The sequence below is a fragment of the Klebsiella sp. K5-45 genome (assembly GCF_030128605.1).
Classification (GTDB): domain Bacteria; phylum Pseudomonadota; class Gammaproteobacteria; order Enterobacterales; family Enterobacteriaceae; genus Klebsiella; species Klebsiella quasipneumoniae.
In genome coordinates this window covers 84,555-103,576 of record NZ_JAKUZW010000012.1, presented here as the reverse complement: position 1 = coordinate 103,576, position 19,022 = coordinate 84,555, and the positions used below count along the sequence as shown (strand labels likewise).

Annotated in this window: 15 protein-coding genes and 1 pseudogene; 8 read left to right on the top strand and 8 right to left on the bottom strand. The window is 56.2% G+C overall.

Annotated elements, in window-relative coordinates:
• Window positions 1-458 precede the first annotated feature (458 nt).
• Together MKS11_RS22845 and mdtD are read left to right on the top strand one after the other, a co-directional pair.
• Window positions 459-1,160: a FadR/GntR family transcriptional regulator gene (locus MKS11_RS22845; protein ID WP_004202329.1), complete on the top strand. Its 702-nt coding sequence runs from the start codon at window positions 459-461 to the stop codon at window positions 1,158-1,160.
• Between the two features lie 12 nt (window positions 1,161-1,172).
• The gene (gene mdtD / locus MKS11_RS22840) at window positions 1,173-2,570 is read left to right on the top strand and encodes a multidrug transporter subunit MdtD (RefSeq protein ID WP_004202328.1); all 1,398 of its coding nucleotides are present in this window, start codon (window positions 1,173-1,175) and stop codon (window positions 2,568-2,570) included.
• Here mdtD and rbsR read toward each other — a convergent pair.
• The 7 genes from rbsR to kup all read right to left on the bottom strand — a co-directional run bounded on the left by rbsR (window position 2,567) and on the right by kup (window position 10,473).
• Complete coding sequence (rbsR, locus tag MKS11_RS22835) at window positions 2,567-3,559, bottom strand: ribose operon transcriptional repressor RbsR (protein ID WP_004202326.1); 993 nt, start codon at window positions 3,557-3,559, stop codon at window positions 2,567-2,569. The genes mdtD and rbsR overlap by 4 nt on opposite strands.
• A gap of 3 nt (window positions 3,560-3,562) precedes the next feature.
• Window positions 3,563-4,492: a ribokinase gene (gene rbsK / locus MKS11_RS22830; RefSeq protein ID WP_004202324.1), complete on the bottom strand. Its 930-nt coding sequence runs from the start codon at window positions 4,490-4,492 to the stop codon at window positions 3,563-3,565.
• A 102-nt stretch (window positions 4,493-4,594) separates the two neighbouring features.
• Complete coding sequence (gene rbsB / locus MKS11_RS22825; RefSeq protein WP_004202323.1) at window positions 4,595-5,485, bottom strand: ribose ABC transporter substrate-binding protein RbsB; 891 nt, start codon at window positions 5,483-5,485, stop codon at window positions 4,595-4,597.
• A gap of 27 nt (window positions 5,486-5,512) precedes the next feature.
• Window positions 5,513-6,478, bottom strand: a complete 966-nt coding sequence (rbsC, locus tag MKS11_RS22820; RefSeq protein WP_284109708.1) for a ribose ABC transporter permease — start codon at window positions 6,476-6,478, stop codon at window positions 5,513-5,515.
• 5 nt (window positions 6,479-6,483) lie between these two features.
• Window positions 6,484-7,989, bottom strand: a complete 1,506-nt coding sequence (gene rbsA, locus MKS11_RS22815) for a ribose ABC transporter ATP-binding protein RbsA (protein ID WP_004202321.1) — start codon at window positions 7,987-7,989, stop codon at window positions 6,484-6,486.
• A gap of 10 nt (window positions 7,990-7,999) precedes the next feature.
• On the bottom strand, window positions 8,000-8,419 hold the full coding sequence (gene rbsD, locus MKS11_RS22810) for a D-ribose pyranase (RefSeq protein ID WP_004202320.1): 420 nt from the start codon (window positions 8,417-8,419) through the stop codon (window positions 8,000-8,002).
• Window positions 8,420-8,604: 185 nt separating this feature from the next.
• On the bottom strand, window positions 8,605-10,473 hold the full coding sequence (gene kup / locus MKS11_RS22805) for a low affinity potassium transporter Kup (protein ID WP_004202319.1): 1,869 nt from the start codon (window positions 10,471-10,473) through the stop codon (window positions 8,605-8,607).
• A 217-nt stretch (window positions 10,474-10,690) separates the two neighbouring features.
• Between kup and ravA the strand changes: the two are divergent.
• Together ravA and viaA are read left to right on the top strand one after the other, a co-directional pair.
• Window positions 10,691-12,189: pseudogene (gene ravA, locus MKS11_RS22800) on the top strand (ATPase RavA).
• Window positions 12,186-13,634: an ATPase RavA stimulator ViaA gene (gene viaA, locus MKS11_RS22795; RefSeq protein ID WP_087771388.1), complete on the top strand. Its 1,449-nt coding sequence runs from the start codon at window positions 12,186-12,188 to the stop codon at window positions 13,632-13,634. Before ravA ends, viaA begins: the two are co-directional and overlap by 4 nt.
• A gap of 3 nt (window positions 13,635-13,637) precedes the next feature.
• Here the strand turns inward: viaA and asnA are convergent, their stop codons facing one another.
• Entirely contained in the window at window positions 13,638-14,630 is a 993-nt protein-coding gene (gene asnA / locus MKS11_RS22790; RefSeq protein ID WP_004202316.1) for an aspartate--ammonia ligase, read from the bottom strand.
• Between the two features lie 151 nt (window positions 14,631-14,781).
• Here asnA and asnC point away from each other — a divergent pair, with 151 nt between their 5' ends.
• The 4 genes from asnC to rsmG all read left to right on the top strand — a co-directional run bounded on the left by asnC (window position 14,782) and on the right by rsmG (window position 18,789).
• Entirely contained in the window at window positions 14,782-15,240 is a 459-nt protein-coding gene (gene asnC, locus MKS11_RS22785) for a transcriptional regulator AsnC (protein ID WP_002882510.1), read from the top strand.
• 98 nt (window positions 15,241-15,338) lie between these two features.
• A complete protein-coding gene (gene mioC / locus MKS11_RS22780) occupies window positions 15,339-15,779 on the top strand; it encodes an FMN-binding protein MioC (RefSeq protein WP_017899651.1) in 441 nt (146 codons plus the stop codon).
• Between the two features lie 381 nt (window positions 15,780-16,160).
• Window positions 16,161-18,050, top strand: coding sequence for a tRNA uridine-5-carboxymethylaminomethyl(34) synthesis enzyme MnmG (gene mnmG, locus MKS11_RS22775; RefSeq protein ID WP_004202313.1), 1,890 nt, complete (start codon window positions 16,161-16,163; stop codon window positions 18,048-18,050).
• A gap of 115 nt (window positions 18,051-18,165) precedes the next feature.
• Entirely contained in the window at window positions 18,166-18,789 is a 624-nt protein-coding gene (rsmG, locus tag MKS11_RS22770) for a 16S rRNA (guanine(527)-N(7))-methyltransferase RsmG (protein ID WP_004202311.1), read from the top strand.
• Window positions 18,790-19,022 lie beyond the last annotated feature (233 nt).

Sequence of the window (19,022 nt, the reverse complement as noted above, 5' to 3'; positions counted from 1 at the left end):
TTAAACTTCGTAATGAATTACGTGTTCACTCTTGAGACTTGGTATTCATTTTTCGTCCGAGGACGTTAAGAATCCATGTCACTTTGAGTGCCCACACAGATTGTCTGATAAATTGTTAAAGAGCAGTGCCGCTTCGTTTTTCGCTGCGGCGCGGGGTGTGCATATTACGCTTTCCCGCTGCAGAGTCAAGCATTTATTTTTGCTTTTCTCTGCGAGGTTCTCACCGGAACCCCGCTGACCCGGCGGCTTGCTTGCCGTTGTTCCGTGTCAGTGGAGGCGCATTATAGGGAGTAATTCCGAGGTGACAAGGGGAAATGCAAAAAAACTTTTCAACCGTCTCTTTTTTCAACAATGCGGCGAGGAATGTCGCAAAAAACCGCCGTTTTGCTGTTTTAACCAACGAAACGGGGCGCCTGGTGGCATACTGTTAGAGTAGAGAAAAGAAAGGAACGGCATTTATGTCTTTAAGCGCACAGCAACTGGCGGCACAAAAGAACATCTCCTGGGTACTAGCCGAGAAGCTCGCCCAAAAAATACTGACTGGCGAATATCAGCCGGAAAGCATTCTTCCCGGCGAAATGGAGTTAGGGGAGCAGTTCGGCGTGAGTCGTACCGCCGTCCGCGAAGCGGTGAAGACACTCACTGCAAAAGGCATGCTGCTGCCCCGCCCTCGCATTGGCACCCGGGTCATGCCGCGCAGCAGCTGGAACTTCCTTGATAAAGAGCTCCTCTCCTGGTGGCTAACAGAAGATAACTTCGAAGAGGTGGTGAGCCACTTTCTCGTCATGCGCAGCAGCCTGGAGCCACAGGCCTGTTTTCTCGCTGCCGCCCACGGCACCGCAGAGCAGAAAGCGCAGCTCAATACCCTAATGGAAGAGATGATTGCCCTGAAACGCCATTTTCAGCGCGATCGCTGGATAGCAGTCGATATGGCCTGGCATGAACATATCTATGAAATGAGCGGTAATCCTTTCCTCAGCTCATTCGCTTCTTTATTTCATTCGGTCTACCACACTTACTTCACATCAATTACGCAAAATGAAGTGGTGAAGCTCGATCTCCACCAGGCGATTGTCGATGCCATTCTCAACAGTGATGCGCCGGGTGCCTTACTTGCCTGCCAGGCGCTGCTAAACGCCCCACACCACGTAAATCAATAACAAGGATTTGGCATGAGCGGAAAAAAAGGGCGCAGCATGGCCGGCCTGCCGTGGATTGCGGCGATGGCCTTCTTTATGCAGGCGCTGGATGCCACCATTCTTAACACTGCCCTCCCGGCTATCGCCCACAGCCTGAATCGTTCCCCGTTAGCAATGCAGTCGGCCATCATCAGCTATACGCTGACGGTGGCGATGCTGATCCCGGTCAGCGGCTGGCTGGCCGATCGCTTCGGCACGCGTCGGGTCTTTATCATCGCCGTTAGCCTGTTTACTCTCGGCTCCCTCGCCTGCGCGCTCTCCAGTTCATTAACGGAACTGGTCATTTTTCGCGTCATTCAGGGGATCGGCGGGGCGATGATGATGCCGGTGGCGAGGCTGGCCCTCCTGCGCGCCTATCCGCGCAGCGAACTGCTGCCGGTTCTGAACTTTGTCACCATGCCAGGACTGGTGGGACCGATTCTGGGTCCGGTGCTCGGCGGGGTATTTGTTACCTGGGCCAGCTGGCATTGGATTTTCCTGATAAACATACCCATCGGCGTGATCGGCATTCTGTACGCCCGTAAATACATGCCAAATTTCACAACGCCGCGCCGACGCTTCGATATAACCGGTTTTCTGTTATTTGGCTTAAGCCTGGTGTTATTTTCCAGCGGTATTGAACTGTTTGGCGAAAAAATTGTGGCGACATGGCTGGCGCTGGCGGTGATCGCCGTCAGTCTGATATTGCTCCTGGCCTATGTCCGTCACGCGCGCCGCCATCCTGCGCCGCTTATCTCGCTCTCTTTATTTAAGACCCATACGTTCTCGGTTGGCATTGCCGGCAACCTTGCCACGCGGTTGGGTACCGGTTGCGTGCCGTTTCTGATGCCGCTCATGCTACAGGTTGGCTTCGGCTATCCGGCTATTATCGCCGGCTGTATGATCGCCCCCACCGCTATCGGCTCGATTATTGCGAAATCTACCGTTACCCAGGTGCTGCGCTGGTTTGGCTATCGTAAGACCCTGGTGGGGATCACCGTGTTTATTGGCCTTATGATTGCCCAGTTCTCGCTGCAGTCGCCAGAAATGCCGCTGTGGATGCTTCTTCTGCCGCTGTTCGTGCTGGGGATGGCGATGTCCACGCAGTTTACCGCCATGAATACCATTACCCTGGCCGATCTGACGGATGACAATGCCAGCAGCGGCAACAGCCTGCTGGCCGTCACCCAGCAGCTTTCCATCAGTCTCGGGGTGGCCATCAGCGCTGCGGTGCTGCGCTTCTATGAAGGTTTTGACAGCGCCAGCACCGTAGAGCAGTTTCACTACACCTTTATTACCATGGGCGTGATAACCATCGTGTCGGCGCTGATGTTTATGCTGTTAAGAGCGAAGGATGGCCGCAACCTGATTAGCGAGCGGCACAAACGCTAAGCGGAACCGCGGACCACCAGCTCCGGGGTTAACTGTACGCGCTGCTGTTTTTGCTGCGGGTCGGCCATGCGATGGATCAGCACGTCGATGGCCAGTTCCCCCAGCTCATCTTTCGGTTGATGAATGGTGGTCAACGGCGGCGTCATATAGCGAGCCAGTTCAATATCATCGTAACCCACCAGCGCCATATCCTGCGGGATCTGCAGCCCGGCCTGGTATAACGCCTGATAAGCGCCAACCGCCATGGCATCGTTACCGACAAACACCGCCTGCGGCCGCTGCGGCAACGCCAGCAGCCGCTGCATCGCGCTAAACCCGCCGCCAAACTCAAAATCGCTGGTCACCACGTATCCCTCGGCTACGGGCAGACCGCAGCGCGCCATCGCGGCATGGTAACCTTCAAGGCGCAGACGCGCCGGGGTTTTATCCAGCGGGCCGGCAATGCAGGCGATGTGTGAATACCCTTGATCGATCAGGTACTGGGTCGCCATATCACCACCGAGCAGCGAGTTATCCTGAATCAGATCGCTATCGCCATCAAACGGCGCCCAGTCCATCATGACCGTCGGAACCGACGGATAGCGCTGCATAATTTCCGGAGAGGGTTGGTGGGTCTCAGTGCACAGCAGCAGTAATCCATCGACGCGTTTTTGCATTAACGTCTCCAGATTACGATTCATTCGCTGCTCATCACCTTCCGTATTACAGAGTACGAGACTATAACCCCGCTCAAAGCAGCTGCGCTCCACGCCCCGCACCAGCTCCGAATAAAACGGATTGGTACTGGCGGTGATCAGCATGCCGATGGTGCGGGTTTGATTAAGCTTGAGGCTACGCGCCAGCGCAGAGGGGGCGTAGTTAAGGCTTTTGATCGCGGCGTCGACTTTGGCGGTGATCGCCTCGCTGACAAAGCGGTCCTTATTGATGACGTGTGACACCGTCGATGTGGAAACGCCCGCTACGCGGGCCACATCTTTCATCGTAGCCAAGCATTACCCCTGTTGCGCTAAAAATTCATCGATCTCTGTGCGCCACGGCACGGAAGGCTGCGCGCCTTTGCGGGTTACGGCAATCGCCGCCGCGGCATGCGCAAAGCGGATCGCCTCCGGCAGGTCGGTCCCTTCCAGCAGCGCGGTTACCAGCGCGCCGTTGAAGGTGTCGCCGGCGGCGATAGTATCAATAGCCTGCACACGAAACCCTGGGATCCGGCGGCTTTCGCCTTCGGCACTGAGCCAGACGCCGCGGCTGCCGAGGGTGATCATCACGGTACCAATGCCTTTGGCATGCAGCACGTCGGCGGCTTTTGCCGCATCCTCGTCACTCTCAACGCGAATACCCGTCAGCTTTTCCGCTTCGGTTTCGTTGGGGGTAATGATATCCACCAGCGCCAGCAGTTCATCGGATAGTTCACGCGCTGGCGCGGGATTAAGCACCACGGTGGTCTGATGGTGATGGGCGATTTTCGCCGCCGCCAGCACGCTCTCCAGCGGTGACTCGAGCTGCATCAACAACGCCTGCGCGCTGGCGATCCGCGCTTTTTCCGCCTCTACCTGAGCGACGGATAATGCCGCATTGGCGCCGGCATGAATACCGATGACATTCTCACCTTCGGCGTTAACGAAGATTAACGCCACGCCGGTTGCTTCCCCGGCGACCGCGCGCACAGGCGCCACATCGATTTTATCGCTTGCCAGCTGGCGGCGGATGCGTTCACCGATGTCGTCATCGCCGGTGCAGGCGATAAACGCGATATCCGCCCCGCTGCGCCCGGCGGCCACCGCCTGGTTGGCCCCTTTCCCCCCGAACGCCAGCTGGTAGTGGTTGCCGGTGACGGTTTCACCCGGTGTCGGGAAAGCGTCAAGGTTGAGAATGTGATCGGCATTGATGCTGCCAAGGACGACAAGTTTGCCTGCAGTTTTCATCGTTTCTGTTCCCGGGAAAGCGCGCCACCGGGATCCGGTGGCGCATGCCCTGCTTTTCTTTTTTATATTGTCCCTCGGACCGTTGCCAGTCCGAATCGCATATTACTGCTTAACGACCAGCTTCAGCTCAACCGGGTAGTTAGCCTCCACTTTTTCGCCCTTCAGTACCTTATCAGCAGTCTCAACGCCTTTCGCGCCGATCTGCTCCGGCAACTGTGCGACGGTCGCCGCCAGTTTGCCACTGTTTACTGCTTTTTCGCCATCCGGAGTGCCGTCAAATCCAACCACCATCACATCGGACTTGCCTGCGGTCTGCAGCGCGCGCAGGGCGCCGAGCGCCATTTCATCATTCTGCGCGAACACCGCCTGGACGTCAGGATGGGCGGTCAGCAGGTTCTGCATCACGTTCAGCCCTTTGGTACGGTCGAAATCGGCCGGCTGGCTGGCCAGAACATTGAACTTGTGCGCCGCCACAGCCTGTTTGAAGCCTTCGCCACGCTCGCGCGCCGCGGAAGTCCCGGCAATGCCCTGCAGCTCAATAACTTTCGCACTTTCACCCAGCTTTTTCGCGATGTAATCGCCCGCCATTTTTCCGCCCTGCACGTTGTCAGAGGCGATGTGGCTCACGACATCGCCTTTTGTCGCCTGACGGTCAAGGGTGATGACCGGGATTTTTGCCTGGTTCGCCATCTTCACAGCATTGCCGACGGCATCAGAGTCGGTGGGGTTGATCAGCAACAGCTTCGCGCCGCGCACCGTTAAATCCTGAACGTTAGCCAACTCTTTCGCCGGGTTGTTCTGGGAATCGAGCACCACCAGGTTGTAGCCCAGTTTGTCAGCTTCTTTTTGCGCGCCGTCTTTCAGAGACACGAAAAACGGGTTGTTGAGAGTAGAGATAACCAGAGCGATGGTGTCTTTGGCCATCGCGTTCGCGCTAACGGTCGCACTTAGCGCAACAGCAGAGACCAGGGTCGCCAGTTTTTTCATATTCATAGTTAAGATGTCCTGTAGAGTTCTCAGTTACTGCTTTTTGTTATCTACCAGTACCGCCAGCAAAATCACCACCGCTTTAACGATCATCTGGTAATAGGAAGAAACGCCTAAAAGGTTCAAACCATTATTCAGGAAGCCAAGGATCAGCGCGCCAATCAGCGTGCCGACAATGCGTCCTTTGCCGCCCGCCAGGCTAGTGCCACCGAGCACGACTGCCGCAATGGCGTCCAGCTCATAGCCTGTCCCGGCCGTTGGCTGTGCGGAGGAGAGGCGCGCCACTTCGATAATCCCGGCCAGCGACGCCAGCATCCCGCACAACGCGTAAACGATAATTTTGACTTTATTGACGCTAATCCCGGACAGACGCGTCGCTGCCTCATTACCGCCAAGGGCATAGATATAACGGCCCAGGCGAGTATGGTGCAGCATGTACCAGGCCGCCAGGAAGACAATCGCCATGATCCATACCGGCGTCGGGATCCCCAGCGGACGCCCGATACCAAACCAGCCGAACAGATCGGAATTATCGCTAAAGCCGGTATTGATCGGGCTGCCGTTGGTGTACACCATGGTCACGCCGCACAGCAGCAGCATCATCACCAGGGTGGCGATGAAAGCCTGCACGCGGCCTTTCGCCACAATCACCCCGGTGACTGCTCCGATCGCCGCACCTAATGCGAGGGCAGCAGCGACCGCCACCAGCGCATTCACCTCAATGCCAACGATCGACGCCGCCACCGCGCCGGTGAGCGCCAGCAGGGAACCGACGGACAGGTCGATCCCCGAGGTCAGTATGACCAACGTCATCCCTACCGCCATAATGGCGTTAACGGAGGTCTGCTGCAGAATATTGAACAGGTTATTGACGGTAAAAAAGTTGGGGCTCATGGTCGATACCACCGCGATCAGCACCAGCAGGGCAATCAGCGATTTTTGCTCCATCAGCCACGCTTTCGTGAAATAACGGCGACCAGAAACAGCCTGGGTTGTCATCTTTCTTACTCCTGATTCACACGGTTAAGCTTGCCCACAGCGGCAGCCATCAATACTTCCTGGGTGGCCTGCTCGCGTGTGAATTCACCGCCGAGATGCCCTTCATGCATCACTATGATGCGATCGCTCATGCCCAACACTTCCGGCATCTCGGAGGAGACCAGAATGATGCTCAGGCCATCGGCTTTGAACTGATTGATGAGCTGGTAGATCTCTTTCTTCGCCCCGACGTCGACGCCACGGGTCGGCTCATCGAGGATCAGGACCTTCGGCCGGGTCATCAGCCCGCGGGCGATGGCGACCTTTTGCTGGTTGCCGCCGGAGAGCAGGCCGATCGCCTGCTCCATGGACGGCGTTTTCACGTTAAACAGCCGGATGAAATCACTGACCGCCTGCTGTTCATCTTTATGCTTGAGGCTCCCTCCCGTCCGGCTAAAGTAGCGCAAGGCGGTCAGGGACATATTTTCTTTTACCGACATCCCGAGCACTAAGCCGTCGCGCTTACGGTCTTCGGAGATATAGACAATGCCGTTCGCCAGACCATCCTGCGGCGAACGGGTCACCACTTCGTGACCGTCGAGCGTCACAGAGCCGCTGCTGCGCGGCAGTGCGCCATACAACACTTTCATCAGCTCGGTCCGCCCGGCGCCCATCAGCCCGGCGACGCCGAGGATTTCCCCCTGGCGCAGGGTAAAGGTCACGTTTTCCACGCCCGGGCCGCAGAGATTATCGACTTTCAGACGCACCGCACCCGGCGCCTTAGCCAGATGCGGATACTGATCTTCCAGCTTCCGGCCAACCATCATTTCGATCAGACGGTCTTCATCCAGCGAAGAGACCTCACGTTCGGCGATAAACTGCCCGTCGCGGAACACGGTCACGTCGTCGCAAATCTCGAAGATCTCTTTCATGCGGTGGGAGATGTAGACGATGCCGCGCCCCTGCGATTTTAGTTCGCGGATCACGCGGAACAGCGATTCGGTTTCGGTATCGGTCAGCGCGTCGGTCGGTTCATCCATAATGATGACCTTCGACTCGAAGCTCAGCACTTTGGCGATCTCCACCATTTGCTGATCGCCAATCGACAGATCGCCCACCAGCTTCTGGCTGGTAAAACGGAGATTCAGCTTCGCCAGCAGCTTGTCGGCTTCGGCATACATCCGCTTCCAGTCGATTTTGCCAAAGCGGTTAACGAACTCGCGGCCAAGGAAGATGTTCTCGGCGATCGTCAACTGCGGGATCAGGTTCAGTTCCTGATGGATAATGCCGATCCCGGCTTCCTGGGAAGATTTTGGGCCGTTAAAGGTGGTCTCTTTACCGAGCCATAATAAAGCGCCGGCGTCACGGGTGTAGATCCCGGTCAGCACTTTCATCATGGTGGATTTACCGGCGCCGTTCTCACCCACCAGCGCCATCACCCGGCCAGGATAGACATTCAGCGAGGCGCCGGAGAGCGCCTTGACGCCAGGGAACGCTTTATCGATCCCTTTCAGTTGCAATAAGGCTTCCATGACGGCGACCTCAGAACGTCACGCCGGCACAGAGAATGATATTCGCGAACGGGGAACACTCCCCGCTGCGAATTACCGCCTGACTGTCTGCGGTTTGTTTTTTGAACTGCTCATGACTGGTGTAACGAATTTCAATGGTATTTCCCTGGTGCTGCTGCAGCTGCTCAAGATGGTTGAGCAACGTCGCGTGGAGCTGTGGATTATGCGTCTTAATTTCCTCCGCGATGACAGCCGCTTCAACCTGCATTTCCGTCGTCACCACTTCCAGAACCTGCATAAATGAAGGTACGCCCTGGGTTAACGCCATATCGATGCGCGCGCTGCTGCGGGGAACCGGCAATCCGGCATCGCAGACCACCAGCGTATCGGTGTGACCCAGGCGGGAGATGACCGCGGAAATATCAGCGTTAAGTACGGTGCCTTTTTTCATTTTTTCTCTTTTGCTCCACTAGCGAAACGTTTCGCTACAATAATTATTATCAATGTGTGAGCAGAAAACCATCACCAGAAGAGAGAAATGTGATCGCCATCGAAACGTTTCGCGAGACAGCGACAGGACATGACAAACGGAGTGAGAAACAAAAAGCCCTTCGCAACGGAAGGGCTTTTTTGACATCAGATTTCGACCTGAGTACCGAGCTCGATAACCCGGTTTGGCGGGATTTCAAACTGATCCGGCGCGCGCAGGGCGTTACGCTGCAACAGCAGATAAAGCTTGCCGCGCAGACGCAGATACCACGGCCGTTTGCCGATAATCAACGACTCATGGGACATAAAGAACGAGGTCTCCATCATCCGGCAGCTGAGTCCTTCCAGGCCACAGCGATGGAACACCTCTTCGACATTTGGCGTTTCCCGCCAGCCGTAGCTGGCCACCACCCGCCAGAACGAGGGCGACAGCTGCTCAATCTGCACCCGGCGAACGTTATGCACGTAAGGCGCGTCCTCGGTGCGCAGGGTCAGGAGGATCACTCGCTCATGCAGCACCTTGTTGTGCTTCAGGTTATGCAGCAGGGCAAACGGGATCACGTTCAGGGCGCGGGACATATACACCGCGGTACCCGGGACGCGTACCGGCGGCGATTTCTCCAGTGAAGAGATCATCGCTTCCAGCGAGTTGCCGTGCTCGTGCATCCGACGCAGCAGGCGGAAGCGCTCGCTCTTCCAGGTGGTCATCACCGTAAACATCACCAGACCCAGGGATAACGGCAGCCAGCCGCCGGAGACAATCTTATCGAGGTTCGCCGAGAACAGCGGAACATCAATGCACAGGAAGGCCACCAGCATCAGCCCAACGAACAGCTTATTCCAGTGCCAGTTTTTGCGCGCCACCGTTGCCGAAAGGATGGAGGTCAGCACCATGGTGCCCGTTACCGCGATACCGTACGCCGCCGCCAGGTTAGAGGAGTGCTCGAAGCTGACGATGACGATCACTACCGAGACATACAGCAGCCAGTTAATAAACGGGATATAGATCTGCCCGGACTCCATTTCCGAGGTGTGGATGATGCGCATCGGCGACAGATAGCCCAGACGCACCGCCTGACGGGTTAAGGAGAAGACCCCGGAGATCACCGCCTGCGAGGCGATAACCGTCGCCAGCGTGGCGATAATCAGCATCGGGATCAGCGCCCACTCCGGCGCCAGCAGGAAGAACGGGTTTTTAATCGCTTCCGGATGCTTAAGCAGCAATGCCCCCTGGCCAAAATAGTTCAGCACCAGCGAAGGCAGTACGACGGAGAACCAGGCGACGCGGATCGGCAGTTTGCCGAAGTGCCCCATATCGGCGTACAGCGCTTCCACCCCGGTAATCGACAGCACCACCGCGCCAAGCGCAATAAAGGAAACGGTCTTGTACTGCAGGAAGAAGTGCACCGCCCAGTAGGGGTTCAGCGCCTGCAGAACTTCCGGGTTAGCGTAAATGCTTCGCGCGCCAAGCACCGCCAGCAACAGGAACCAAATCAGCATAATCGGCGCAAACAGCTTGCCGACCATCCCGGTCCCGTGCTTCTGGATCATAAACAGCAGGGTAAGCACGATAATGGAGATCGGCACAATCCAGCTATCGAGCTGCGGGGCGATAATTTCTAACCCCTCTATCGCCGACATGACCGAAATCGCCGGGGTTATCACCACTTCGCCATAGAAGAAACTGCCGCCGATCAGGCCGAGGATCACCAGCACAGAGGTCATCCGCGCCGAGGTATTGCGTCCGGCCAGTGACATCAGCGTTAAGATCCCGCCTTCCCCGGCGTTATCCGCCCGCATCACGAAGGTGATGTATTTAATCGATACGGTAAAGATTAACAGCCAGAAAATCAGCGACAAAAAGCCAAAAACGGCATCGCGCTCAACGCCAAAGCCAAACTGACCTGACAGGCATTCACGCAGGGTATACAGTGGACTGGTACCGATATCACCGTACACCACGCCGATGGCCGCCAGCGTTAACGCCGGCAACGATTGTTTATTATCAGTGCTCATAGACTAGTCTTTTCGTTTATAAAACAAATGTGTGCCTAGTCCCTTGGCCCACAAAAAGCGCACAGTATGCACGATTATTTGTGAAATCGTACCCCTAACAGACACCATATTAACCTGGCTCAAAAAAAATAAATCGATTCTTCAGGCTATTACCGCCCCTGCTCTAACATCTATACTCGTCCCAATAACGATACATGACAAAGCACGCAACTCAATTATGGCTCAAACACATTTACTGGCTGAAAGAATTTCCCGACTCAGCGCGGCACTCGAAAAGGACTCTTTGAACGCAGCCACGCGATACGCCTGTGCCTGCTGGCGGCGCTCAGCGGCGAGAGCGTATTTTTGCTCGGTCCGCCGGGGATCGCCAAAAGCCTGATTGCCCGCCGCCTCAAGTTCGCCTTCCAGCAGGCGCGCGCTTTTGAATACCTGATGACCCGCTTTTCCACCCCGGAAGAGGTTTTTGGCCCACTGTCCATTCAGGCGCTGAAAGATGAAGGGCGCTACGAGCGTTTAACCGCCGGCTACCTGCCGGAAGCAGAAATCGTGTTCCTCGATGAAATATGGAAAGCGGGTCCGGCTATCCTCAACACCCTGCTGACGGCGATTAACGAACGTCACTTCCGCAATGGCGCTCACGAAGAGAAAATCCCGATGCGCCTGCTGGTGGCCGCCTCGAACGAACTCCCCGAAGCCGACAGCAGCCTGGAAGCGCTGTATGACCGAATGCTGATCCGTCTGTGGCTTGATAAAGTGCAGGATAAAGGAAATTTCCGTTCGATGCTGGTCAGCCAACAGGATGAAAACAGCAATCCGGTGCCCAGCGCGCTGCAGGTAAGCGACGAGGAGTTTACGCAATGGCAGCAGCAGATCGGCAATATCAAACTACCGGACGCGGTGTTTGAGCTGATATTCCAGCTGCGCCAGCAGCTGGATGCCCTGCCAAACGCGCCGTACGTTTCAGATCGCCGCTGGAAAAAGGCCATTCGCCTGCTGCAGGCCAGCGCCTTCTTCAGCGGCCGCGACAGCATCGCGCCGATAGATCTTATCCTGCTGAAAGATTGTCTGTGGCACAACGTCGAGAGCATGCACCTGATGTCGCAGCAGCTGGAAACGCTGATGACCTGCCACGCCTGGCAGCAGCAGGCAATGCTGACGCGGCTCGGGGCGATTGTGCAGCGACGCATTCAGATCCAACAGCAGCAAAGTGACAAAACGGCGCTAAAGGTCACCCGCCTTGGCGGCATGTTTAGCCGCAAGCCGCACTATGAGCTGCCGGCGGAGATCCAGGGATCCACCCTGACCCTGCTGCTGCAGCAGCCGCTCAAACTTCACGATATGGAAGTGATCCACATTACTTTTGAGCGCGAGGCGTTAGCCAGCTGGCTGGAAAAAGGCGGCGAGATCCGCGGCAAGCTCAACGGGATCGGCTTTGCCCAACTGCTCAATATGGATGTCGACACCAGCCAGCATCTGGTCGTTCGCGACGTCAGCCTGCAGGGCTCACGCCTCGCGCTGCCCGGCAGCGCGTCGCAGGAGAACATGCCGGCGGAAATTCGCCAGCAGCTGGAGGCGCTGGACGATGAGTGGCACCAGCAACATAACCGCTTCAGCGAGCAGCAGAAGTGCCTGTTTATCCCGGTCGAGTGGCTGGGAAGAATCGAAGCCAGCCTGCAGGACGTCGGCGCGCAGATTAAACAGGCGAAGCAGCCATGACGCTGGATATGCTGAATGTCATGCTGGCAGTCAGCGAAGAGGGAATGATCGAGGAGATGCTGCTGGCGCTGCTGGCCTCTCCGCAGCTGGCGGTTTTCTTTGAGAAATTTCCCCGCCTGAAAAACATCATCGCGGCGGATATTCCGCGCTGGCGGGAAGCCGTTCGCGCCCGCTTAAAAGAGGTTAACATCCCGCCGGATCTGGACGCCGAAGTACAAACCTATCAGCAGGCTCAACTGCTCTCTACCTCACAGTTTATCGTCCAGCTACCGCAGATCCTCGGCAAGCTGCACCAGCTCCAGTCCCCTTTTGCCGCCCAGGCGCAGAAGCTGGTGGACGACAATGCTACCTTTACCCCGGCGCTGCATACGCTGTTTTTACAGCGCTGGCGCCTAAGCCTGGTGGTGCAAGCCACCAGCCTTAATCAGCAGTTGCTGGATGAGGAGCGCGATCAGTTGCTCAGTGAGGTCCAGGAACGAATGACACTCAGCGGTCAGCTCGATCCGGTGCTGGCGGAGAATGACACCGCCGCCGGACGCCTGTGGGATATGAGTGCCGGCGAACTGAAACGTGGCGACTATCAGCTGATCGTGCGCTATGGCGATTTTCTTAACCAGCAGCCGGAGCTGCTGCAGCTGGCGGAACAGCTAGGGCGTTCACGGGAAGCGAAATCCGTGCCGAAGAAAGACGCGCCGATGGAGACCTTCCGTAGCCTGGTGCGCGAGCCAGCGACGGTGCCGGAACAGGTCGACGGCCTCCAGCAGAGCGATGACATTCTGCGCCTGCTGCCGCCGGAGCTGGCGACGCTCGGCATCACGGAGCTGGAGTTCGAATTTTATCGCAAGCTGGTGGAGAAACAGCTCCTGACTTACCGGCTGCACGGTGACGCCTGGCGCGAAAAAATCACCGAACGCCCGGTGACGCGGCAGGATTTTGATGAACAGCCTCGCGGGCCCTTTATTGTCTGCGTCGATACGTCGGGATCGATGGGCGGTTTTAACGAGCAGTGCGCCAAAGCCTTTTGTCTGGCCCTGATGCGCGTCGCGCTGGCGGATAACCGCCGCTGCTTTATTATGCTGTTCTCCAGCGAAGTGGTGCACTACGAACTGACCTGCGAGGGCGGCCTGGAGCAGGCGATCCGCTTTCTGAGCCAGCGCTTTCACGGCGGCACCGATCTGGCCAGCTGTTTTCGCGCCATTATTGAACGTCTGCAAAACCCGCAGTGGGTGGATGCGGATGCCGTGGTGATCTCCGACTTTATTGCCCAGCGGTTGCCGGATGAGGTGATTGCGCAGGTGGGGGAGCTACAGCGAAAGCATCAGCACCGTTTTCACGCGGTGGCGATGTCGGTACACGGCAAACCCGGCATCATGCGCATCTTCGATCATATCTGGCGCTTTGATACCGGGTTGCGTAGCCGCCTGCTGCGACGCTGGCGGCGCTAATCGTTACAGCAGCGCGGGAACGCTTTCGCGAACCTGTGCCGGCCATACGCCGCACTGCACCTGGCCGATATGGTCGAGCTGCAGCAGCAGCATCGTCAGGCGAGACTGGCCAATGCCGCCGCCGATAGTCTGCGGCATCTCGCCGCGCAGCAGCGCCTGGTGCCACTCCAGTTGCAGGCGATCTTCGTCGCCAGTCAGCGCCAGCTGGCGTTTTAGCGCCGCGGCGTCAACGCGGATCCCCATTGATGAGATCTCGAACGCATCTTCCAGCACCGGGTTCCATACCAGGATATCGCCGTTCAGTCCGGCAAAGCCTTCAGAAACCTCAGTGCTCCAGTCATCATAATCCGGGGCACGTACATCATGGCGCTTGCCATCAGAGAGTTTGCCGCCGATGCCGATTAAGAAGACGGCGCCCAGCTCTTTGGCAATCGCTCGCTCGCGGCCTTTGGCATCAAGATCCGGATAGCGACTCAGCAGCGCCTGGCTGTGAACAAAGTGGATCTGTTCCGGCAGGAACGGTGTCAGGCCAAATTCCTGGCTGACCGCCAGCTCGGTGGCTTTGATCCCGGCGTAGATCGCTTCGACGGTCGCCTTCAGCGTGCCGACGTGGCGCTCTTCATCCCCCATCACCCGCTCCCAGTCCCACTGGTCGACATAGACGGAGTGGATCGGCGTAAGACGGTCTTCATCGGGGCGAAGGGCCTTCATGTGCGTGTACAGCCCTTCGCCCGCGCTGAAGTCGTGTTGTCCCAGGGTTTGACGCTTCCATTTCGCCAGCGAATGAACCACTTCGAACTGGGCGTCGGGCAGTGTTTTCACTTTCACCTGAACCGCTTTCTCGCAGCCGGACAAGTTATCCTGCGTCCCATCGCCCACGCGGCTTAAGATTGGCGCCTGGACTTCAATCAGGCCAAGCTTCTCTTCCAGCTGACGGGAAAAATGGGATTTAACGAAACTGATCTGGCGTTGTTTTGCGATATAAGCGGTTTTCATTTTTATGACTCCTGCGTCCTGTTGCCATTGATTAAGCAACAAAACAGGCCGTCAATACAATAATCAATCAATAAAAAGGCTCGACAAATTTTAATTCAACAAAATATAGAGCTAAAATAGTAAGAACCGTCAAACTTCATAAGAAAAAGATATGGAAAATTATCAGATCGACAATCTGGACCGCGGCATTCTCGATGCGCTCATGGCCAACGCCCGTACCGCCTATGCCGAACTGGCCAAACAATTCAGCGTCAGCCCGGGCACTATTCATGTGCGCGTCGAAAAGATGAAACAGGCGGGCATCATTACTGGCGCGCGCATTGACGTCAGCCCCAAACAGCTGGGCTATGACGTCGGCTGCTTCATCGGCATTATTCTCAAGAGCGCCAAAGACTATCCCTCCGCCCTCGCCCGCCTGGAAAGCCTGGAGGAGGTGACCGAGGCTTACTACACCACCGGCCACTACAGCATCTTTATTAAGGTGATGTGTAAATCCATCGATGCCCTGCAGCAGGTACTTATCAACAAGATCCAAACAATTGATGAAATTCAGTCCACTGAAACCCTGATCGTGCTGCAGAACCCGATCATGCGCACCATTAAGCCCTGATCGTTTTTTTAATCCCACATTTTTCCACAGGTAGATCCCAGCTCGCTCACAGCGTACAATACGCCACTCTGAACAGTTGAGCGGGCGATCGGCGATCTATGGCAGACATTACACTTATCAGCGGCAGCACCCTGGGCAGTGCGGAATACGTAGCGGAGCATCTGGCAGAAAAGCTGGAAGAAGCAGGTTACAGCACTGAAATCCAGCACGGCCCGCTGGTGGACGATCTGCAGGCGCAAGGGATCTGGTTAGTTATCTCTTCCACCCATGGCGCCGGCGACATTCCCGACAACCTGGTTCCCTTCTATGACGCACTGCTGGCGCAGCAGGCCGATCTTTCCGCCGTGCGCTTTGGCGCCATCGGGATCGGCAGCCGTGAATACGACACTTTTTGCGGCGCGATCGATAAATTAGAAGCGGCGCTGAAGGCCTGCGGGGCAAAACAGATCGGCGAGACTCTGAAGATCAACGTGCTGGAACATGAAATTCCGGAGGATCCGGCGGAAATCTGGCTGGGATCCTGGAAAAATTTGCTCTGAGAATTGTAAAGATCGTCCGTTCTTCTGTGGATAACCATGCTTAAAAGCTTGGATCAACCGGTAGTTATCCAAAGAATAACCGGAGTATGGTTTTTGAGCTGTGCATAACCCTTCATTCTGATCCCAGCTTATACGGACCAGGATCACCGATCATTCACAGATAGTGATCCTTCTTAAGCTTTTGATCTTACTTCGTGGATCCGACTTATCCACAAAGAGAGTTGATCCTAATAAGAGATCACAATAGAACAGATCTCTATATAAAGATCTTCTTTTTAATACTCAGGATCCCGGAGTCTTTCTCAAAAGACCAAAGCCGAGTAGAATCCACGGCCCGGGCTTCAATCCATTTTCAAACCGCGTTATGCGAGGCAGACCACCATGTTTTATCAGGATCCTTTTGACGTCATTATCATTGGCGGGGGTCACGCAGGCACTGAGGCCGCAATGGCCGCAGCGCGTATGGGTCAACAGACCCTGCTTTTGACACACAATATCGACACGCTGGGGCAGATGAGCTGCAACCCGGCGATTGGCGGCATTGGGAAAGGACACCTGGTAAAAGAAGTGGACGCGCTCGGCGGTCTGATGGCCAAAGCGATCGATCAGGCAGGCATTCAGTTTAGGATACTAAACGCCAGCAAAGGCCCCGCGGTGCGCGCCACTCGCGCCCAGGCTGACCGCGTGCTGTACCGTCAGGCGGTACGCACTGCGCTGGAGAACCAGCCGAACCTGATGATCTTCCAGCAGGCAGTGGAAGATCTGATTGTCGAAAACGATCGTGTCGTAGGTGCGGTCACCCAGATGGGCCTCAAATTCCGAGCCAAAGCGGTGGTACTGACCGTCGGGACCTTCCTTGACGGCAAAATCCATATTGGTCTGGATAACTACAGCGGCGGACGCGCCGGCGACCCGCCGTCGATCCCGCTGTCTCGTCGCCTGCGTGAACTGCCGCTGCGCGTGAGCCGGCTGAAAACCGGAACCCCGCCGCGCATTGACGCGCGCACCATCGATTTCAGCGTGCTGGCGCAACAGCATGGCGATAACCCAATGCCGGTCTTCTCGTTTATGGGATCTGCCGATCAGCATCCGCGCCAGGTGCCGTGCTATATCACCCACACTAACGAGAAAACCCATGACGTGATCCGCAATAACCTCGATCGCAGCCCCATGTACGCCGGGGTGATCGAAGGGATCGGTCCACGCTACTGCCCGTCGATCGAAGACAAAGTCATGCGCTTTGCCGATCGCAACCAACATCAGATCTTCCTCGAACCGGAAGGCCTGACCTCAAACGAAATTTATCCGAACGGCATCTCCACCAGCCTGCCGTTCGATGTGCAAATGCAAATCGTCCGCTCGATGCAGGGGATGGAGAATGCGCGGATCGTCCGTCCTGGCTACGCTATTGAGTACGATTTCTTCGACCCGCGCGATCTGAAGCCGACGCTCGAGAGCAAATTCATTCAGGGTCTGTTCTTCGCCGGTCAGATCAACGGCACCACCGGTTATGAAGAAGCTGCGGCTCAGGGTCTGCTGGCCGGTCTTAACGCAGCTCGTTTCTCGGCGGAAAAAGAGGGCTGGGCACCGCGTCGCGATCAGGCCTACCTCGGCGTGCTGGTGGATGACCTGTGTACTCTGGGTACCAAAGAACCGTACCGCATGTTTACCTCTCGTGCTGAATATCGTCTGATGCTGCGCGAAGACAACGCCGACCTGCGTCTGACTGAGCAGGGGCGTGAACTGGGTCTGGTGGATGATGAACGCTGGGCGCGTTACAACGAGAAGCTGGAAAGCATTGAGCGTGAACGCCAGCGCCTGAAATCGACCTGGGTGAACCCTCAGGCTGAGAGCGCTAACGAAGTGAACGCTCACCTGACCGCGCCGCTGTCGCGCGAAGCCAGCGGTGAAGATCTGCTGCGTCGTCCGGAAATGACCTACGAGCAGCTGGTTCAGCTCTCGCCGTTCGCGCCGGGGCTGGAAGATCGGCAGGCGGCTGAGCAGGTTGAGATCCAGGTGAAGTATGAAGGCTATATCGCGCGCCAGCAGGATGAGATCGAGAAACAGCAGCGCAACGAGAATACCTTGTTACCGGCGACACTCGACTACCGTCAGGTCACCGGACTGTCTAATGAAGTGATCGCTAAACTAAACGACCATAAACCGTCGTCGATAGGGCAGGCGTCACGTATTTCCGGGATCACCCCGGCGGCGATCTCTATTTTGCTGGTTTGGTTGAAAAAGCAGGGGATGCTGCGTCGCAGCGCCTGATTGCGGCAGCCTGCCGCGCTGATTTCCCAGTTGCATAATCAGCGTTCGCCTTTATCATTCCTGGCCCGGTAAGCGTTAGCGCCTCCGGGCTCATTATTTTTTGAAGGTACTTACCGTGCTCAACAAACTTTCTCGTCTGCTGGATGAAGCGGGTATTTTGCTCACCGATCACCAGAAAAATCAGCTGGTGGCTTACGTCGGGCTGCTCGATAAGTGGAACAAAGCCTATAACCTGACCTCCGTTCGCGATCCAAATGAGATGCTGGTGCGTCATATCCTGGACAGCATCGTCGTCGCGCCTTATCTGCAGGGCTCGCGCTTTATCGATGTCGGTACGGGACCGGGGCTGCCTGGGATCCCGTTGGCTATCGTGCGCCCGGAGTCGCATTTCACCCTGCTGGACAGCCTTGGCAAACGCGTGCGCTTCCTGCGTCAGGTGCAGCATGAGCTGAAGCTGGATAACGTTACCCCGGTGCAGAGCCGCGTGGAAGCTTTCCCGGCTGAGCCGCCGTTTGATGGCGTGATAAGCCGCGCCTTCGCATCGCTTAATGATATGGTGAGCTGGTGCCATCATTTGCCGGCCGCGAACGGTCACTTCTATGCGCTCAAAGGGTTAGCGCAAAAAGACGAAATGGAAAACCTGCCGGAAGGGTATGCCATAGCCGAGGTCATTGAGCTACATGTTCCTCAGCTGGAAGGGGAGCGGCACCTGGTGGTGATTACGCCAAAATCGAGTTAATTTTTATCAAAAAATGTGGAAAAAATGTGGCCCGTGAATGTTACAAAAATAAAGGACACCTCCCGTTCTTATCGGGCTGCATTTAACCATGTTTTTACTATGGTTTTTCTTGCGGTTAACTTAGCGTAACTGATTCACTGACAAAATAGTCAACTTTGAAAATATCAGGGTGCTAAAAATCGACAACGATAAACAGCATAGCGATGTTAAATTTTTATTATAAATGTCAATAA

Coding starts and splice junctions, on each gene's coding strand:
- kup (WP_004202319.1), bottom strand. CDS start 10,473: ATGAGCACTGATAATAAACAATCGTTGCCGGCGTTAACGCTGGCGGCC.
- rbsA (WP_004202321.1), bottom strand. CDS start 7,989: ATGGAAGCCTTATTGCAACTGAAAGGGATCGATAAAGCGTTCCCTGGC.
- rbsC (WP_284109708.1), bottom strand. CDS start 6,478: ATGACAACCCAGGCTGTTTCTGGTCGCCGTTATTTCACGAAAGCGTGG.
- viaA (WP_087771388.1), top strand. CDS start 12,186: ATGACGCTGGATATGCTGAATGTCATGCTGGCAGTCAGCGAAGAGGGA.
- rbsK (WP_004202324.1), bottom strand. CDS start 4,492: ATGAAAACTGCAGGCAAACTTGTCGTCCTTGGCAGCATCAATGCCGAT.
- mdtD (WP_004202328.1), top strand. CDS start 1,173: ATGAGCGGAAAAAAAGGGCGCAGCATGGCCGGCCTGCCGTGGATTGCG.
- asnC (WP_002882510.1), top strand. CDS start 14,782: ATGGAAAATTATCAGATCGACAATCTGGACCGCGGCATTCTCGATGCG.
- MKS11_RS22845 (WP_004202329.1), top strand. CDS start 459: ATGTCTTTAAGCGCACAGCAACTGGCGGCACAAAAGAACATCTCCTGG.
- mnmG (WP_004202313.1), top strand. CDS start 16,161: ATGTTTTATCAGGATCCTTTTGACGTCATTATCATTGGCGGGGGTCAC.
- asnA (WP_004202316.1), bottom strand. CDS start 14,630: ATGAAAACCGCTTATATCGCAAAACAACGCCAGATCAGTTTCGTTAAA.
- rbsB (WP_004202323.1), bottom strand. CDS start 5,485: ATGAATATGAAAAAACTGGCGACCCTGGTCTCTGCTGTTGCGCTAAGT.
- mioC (WP_017899651.1), top strand. CDS start 15,339: ATGGCAGACATTACACTTATCAGCGGCAGCACCCTGGGCAGTGCGGAA.
- rbsD (WP_004202320.1), bottom strand. CDS start 8,419: ATGAAAAAAGGCACCGTACTTAACGCTGATATTTCCGCGGTCATCTCC.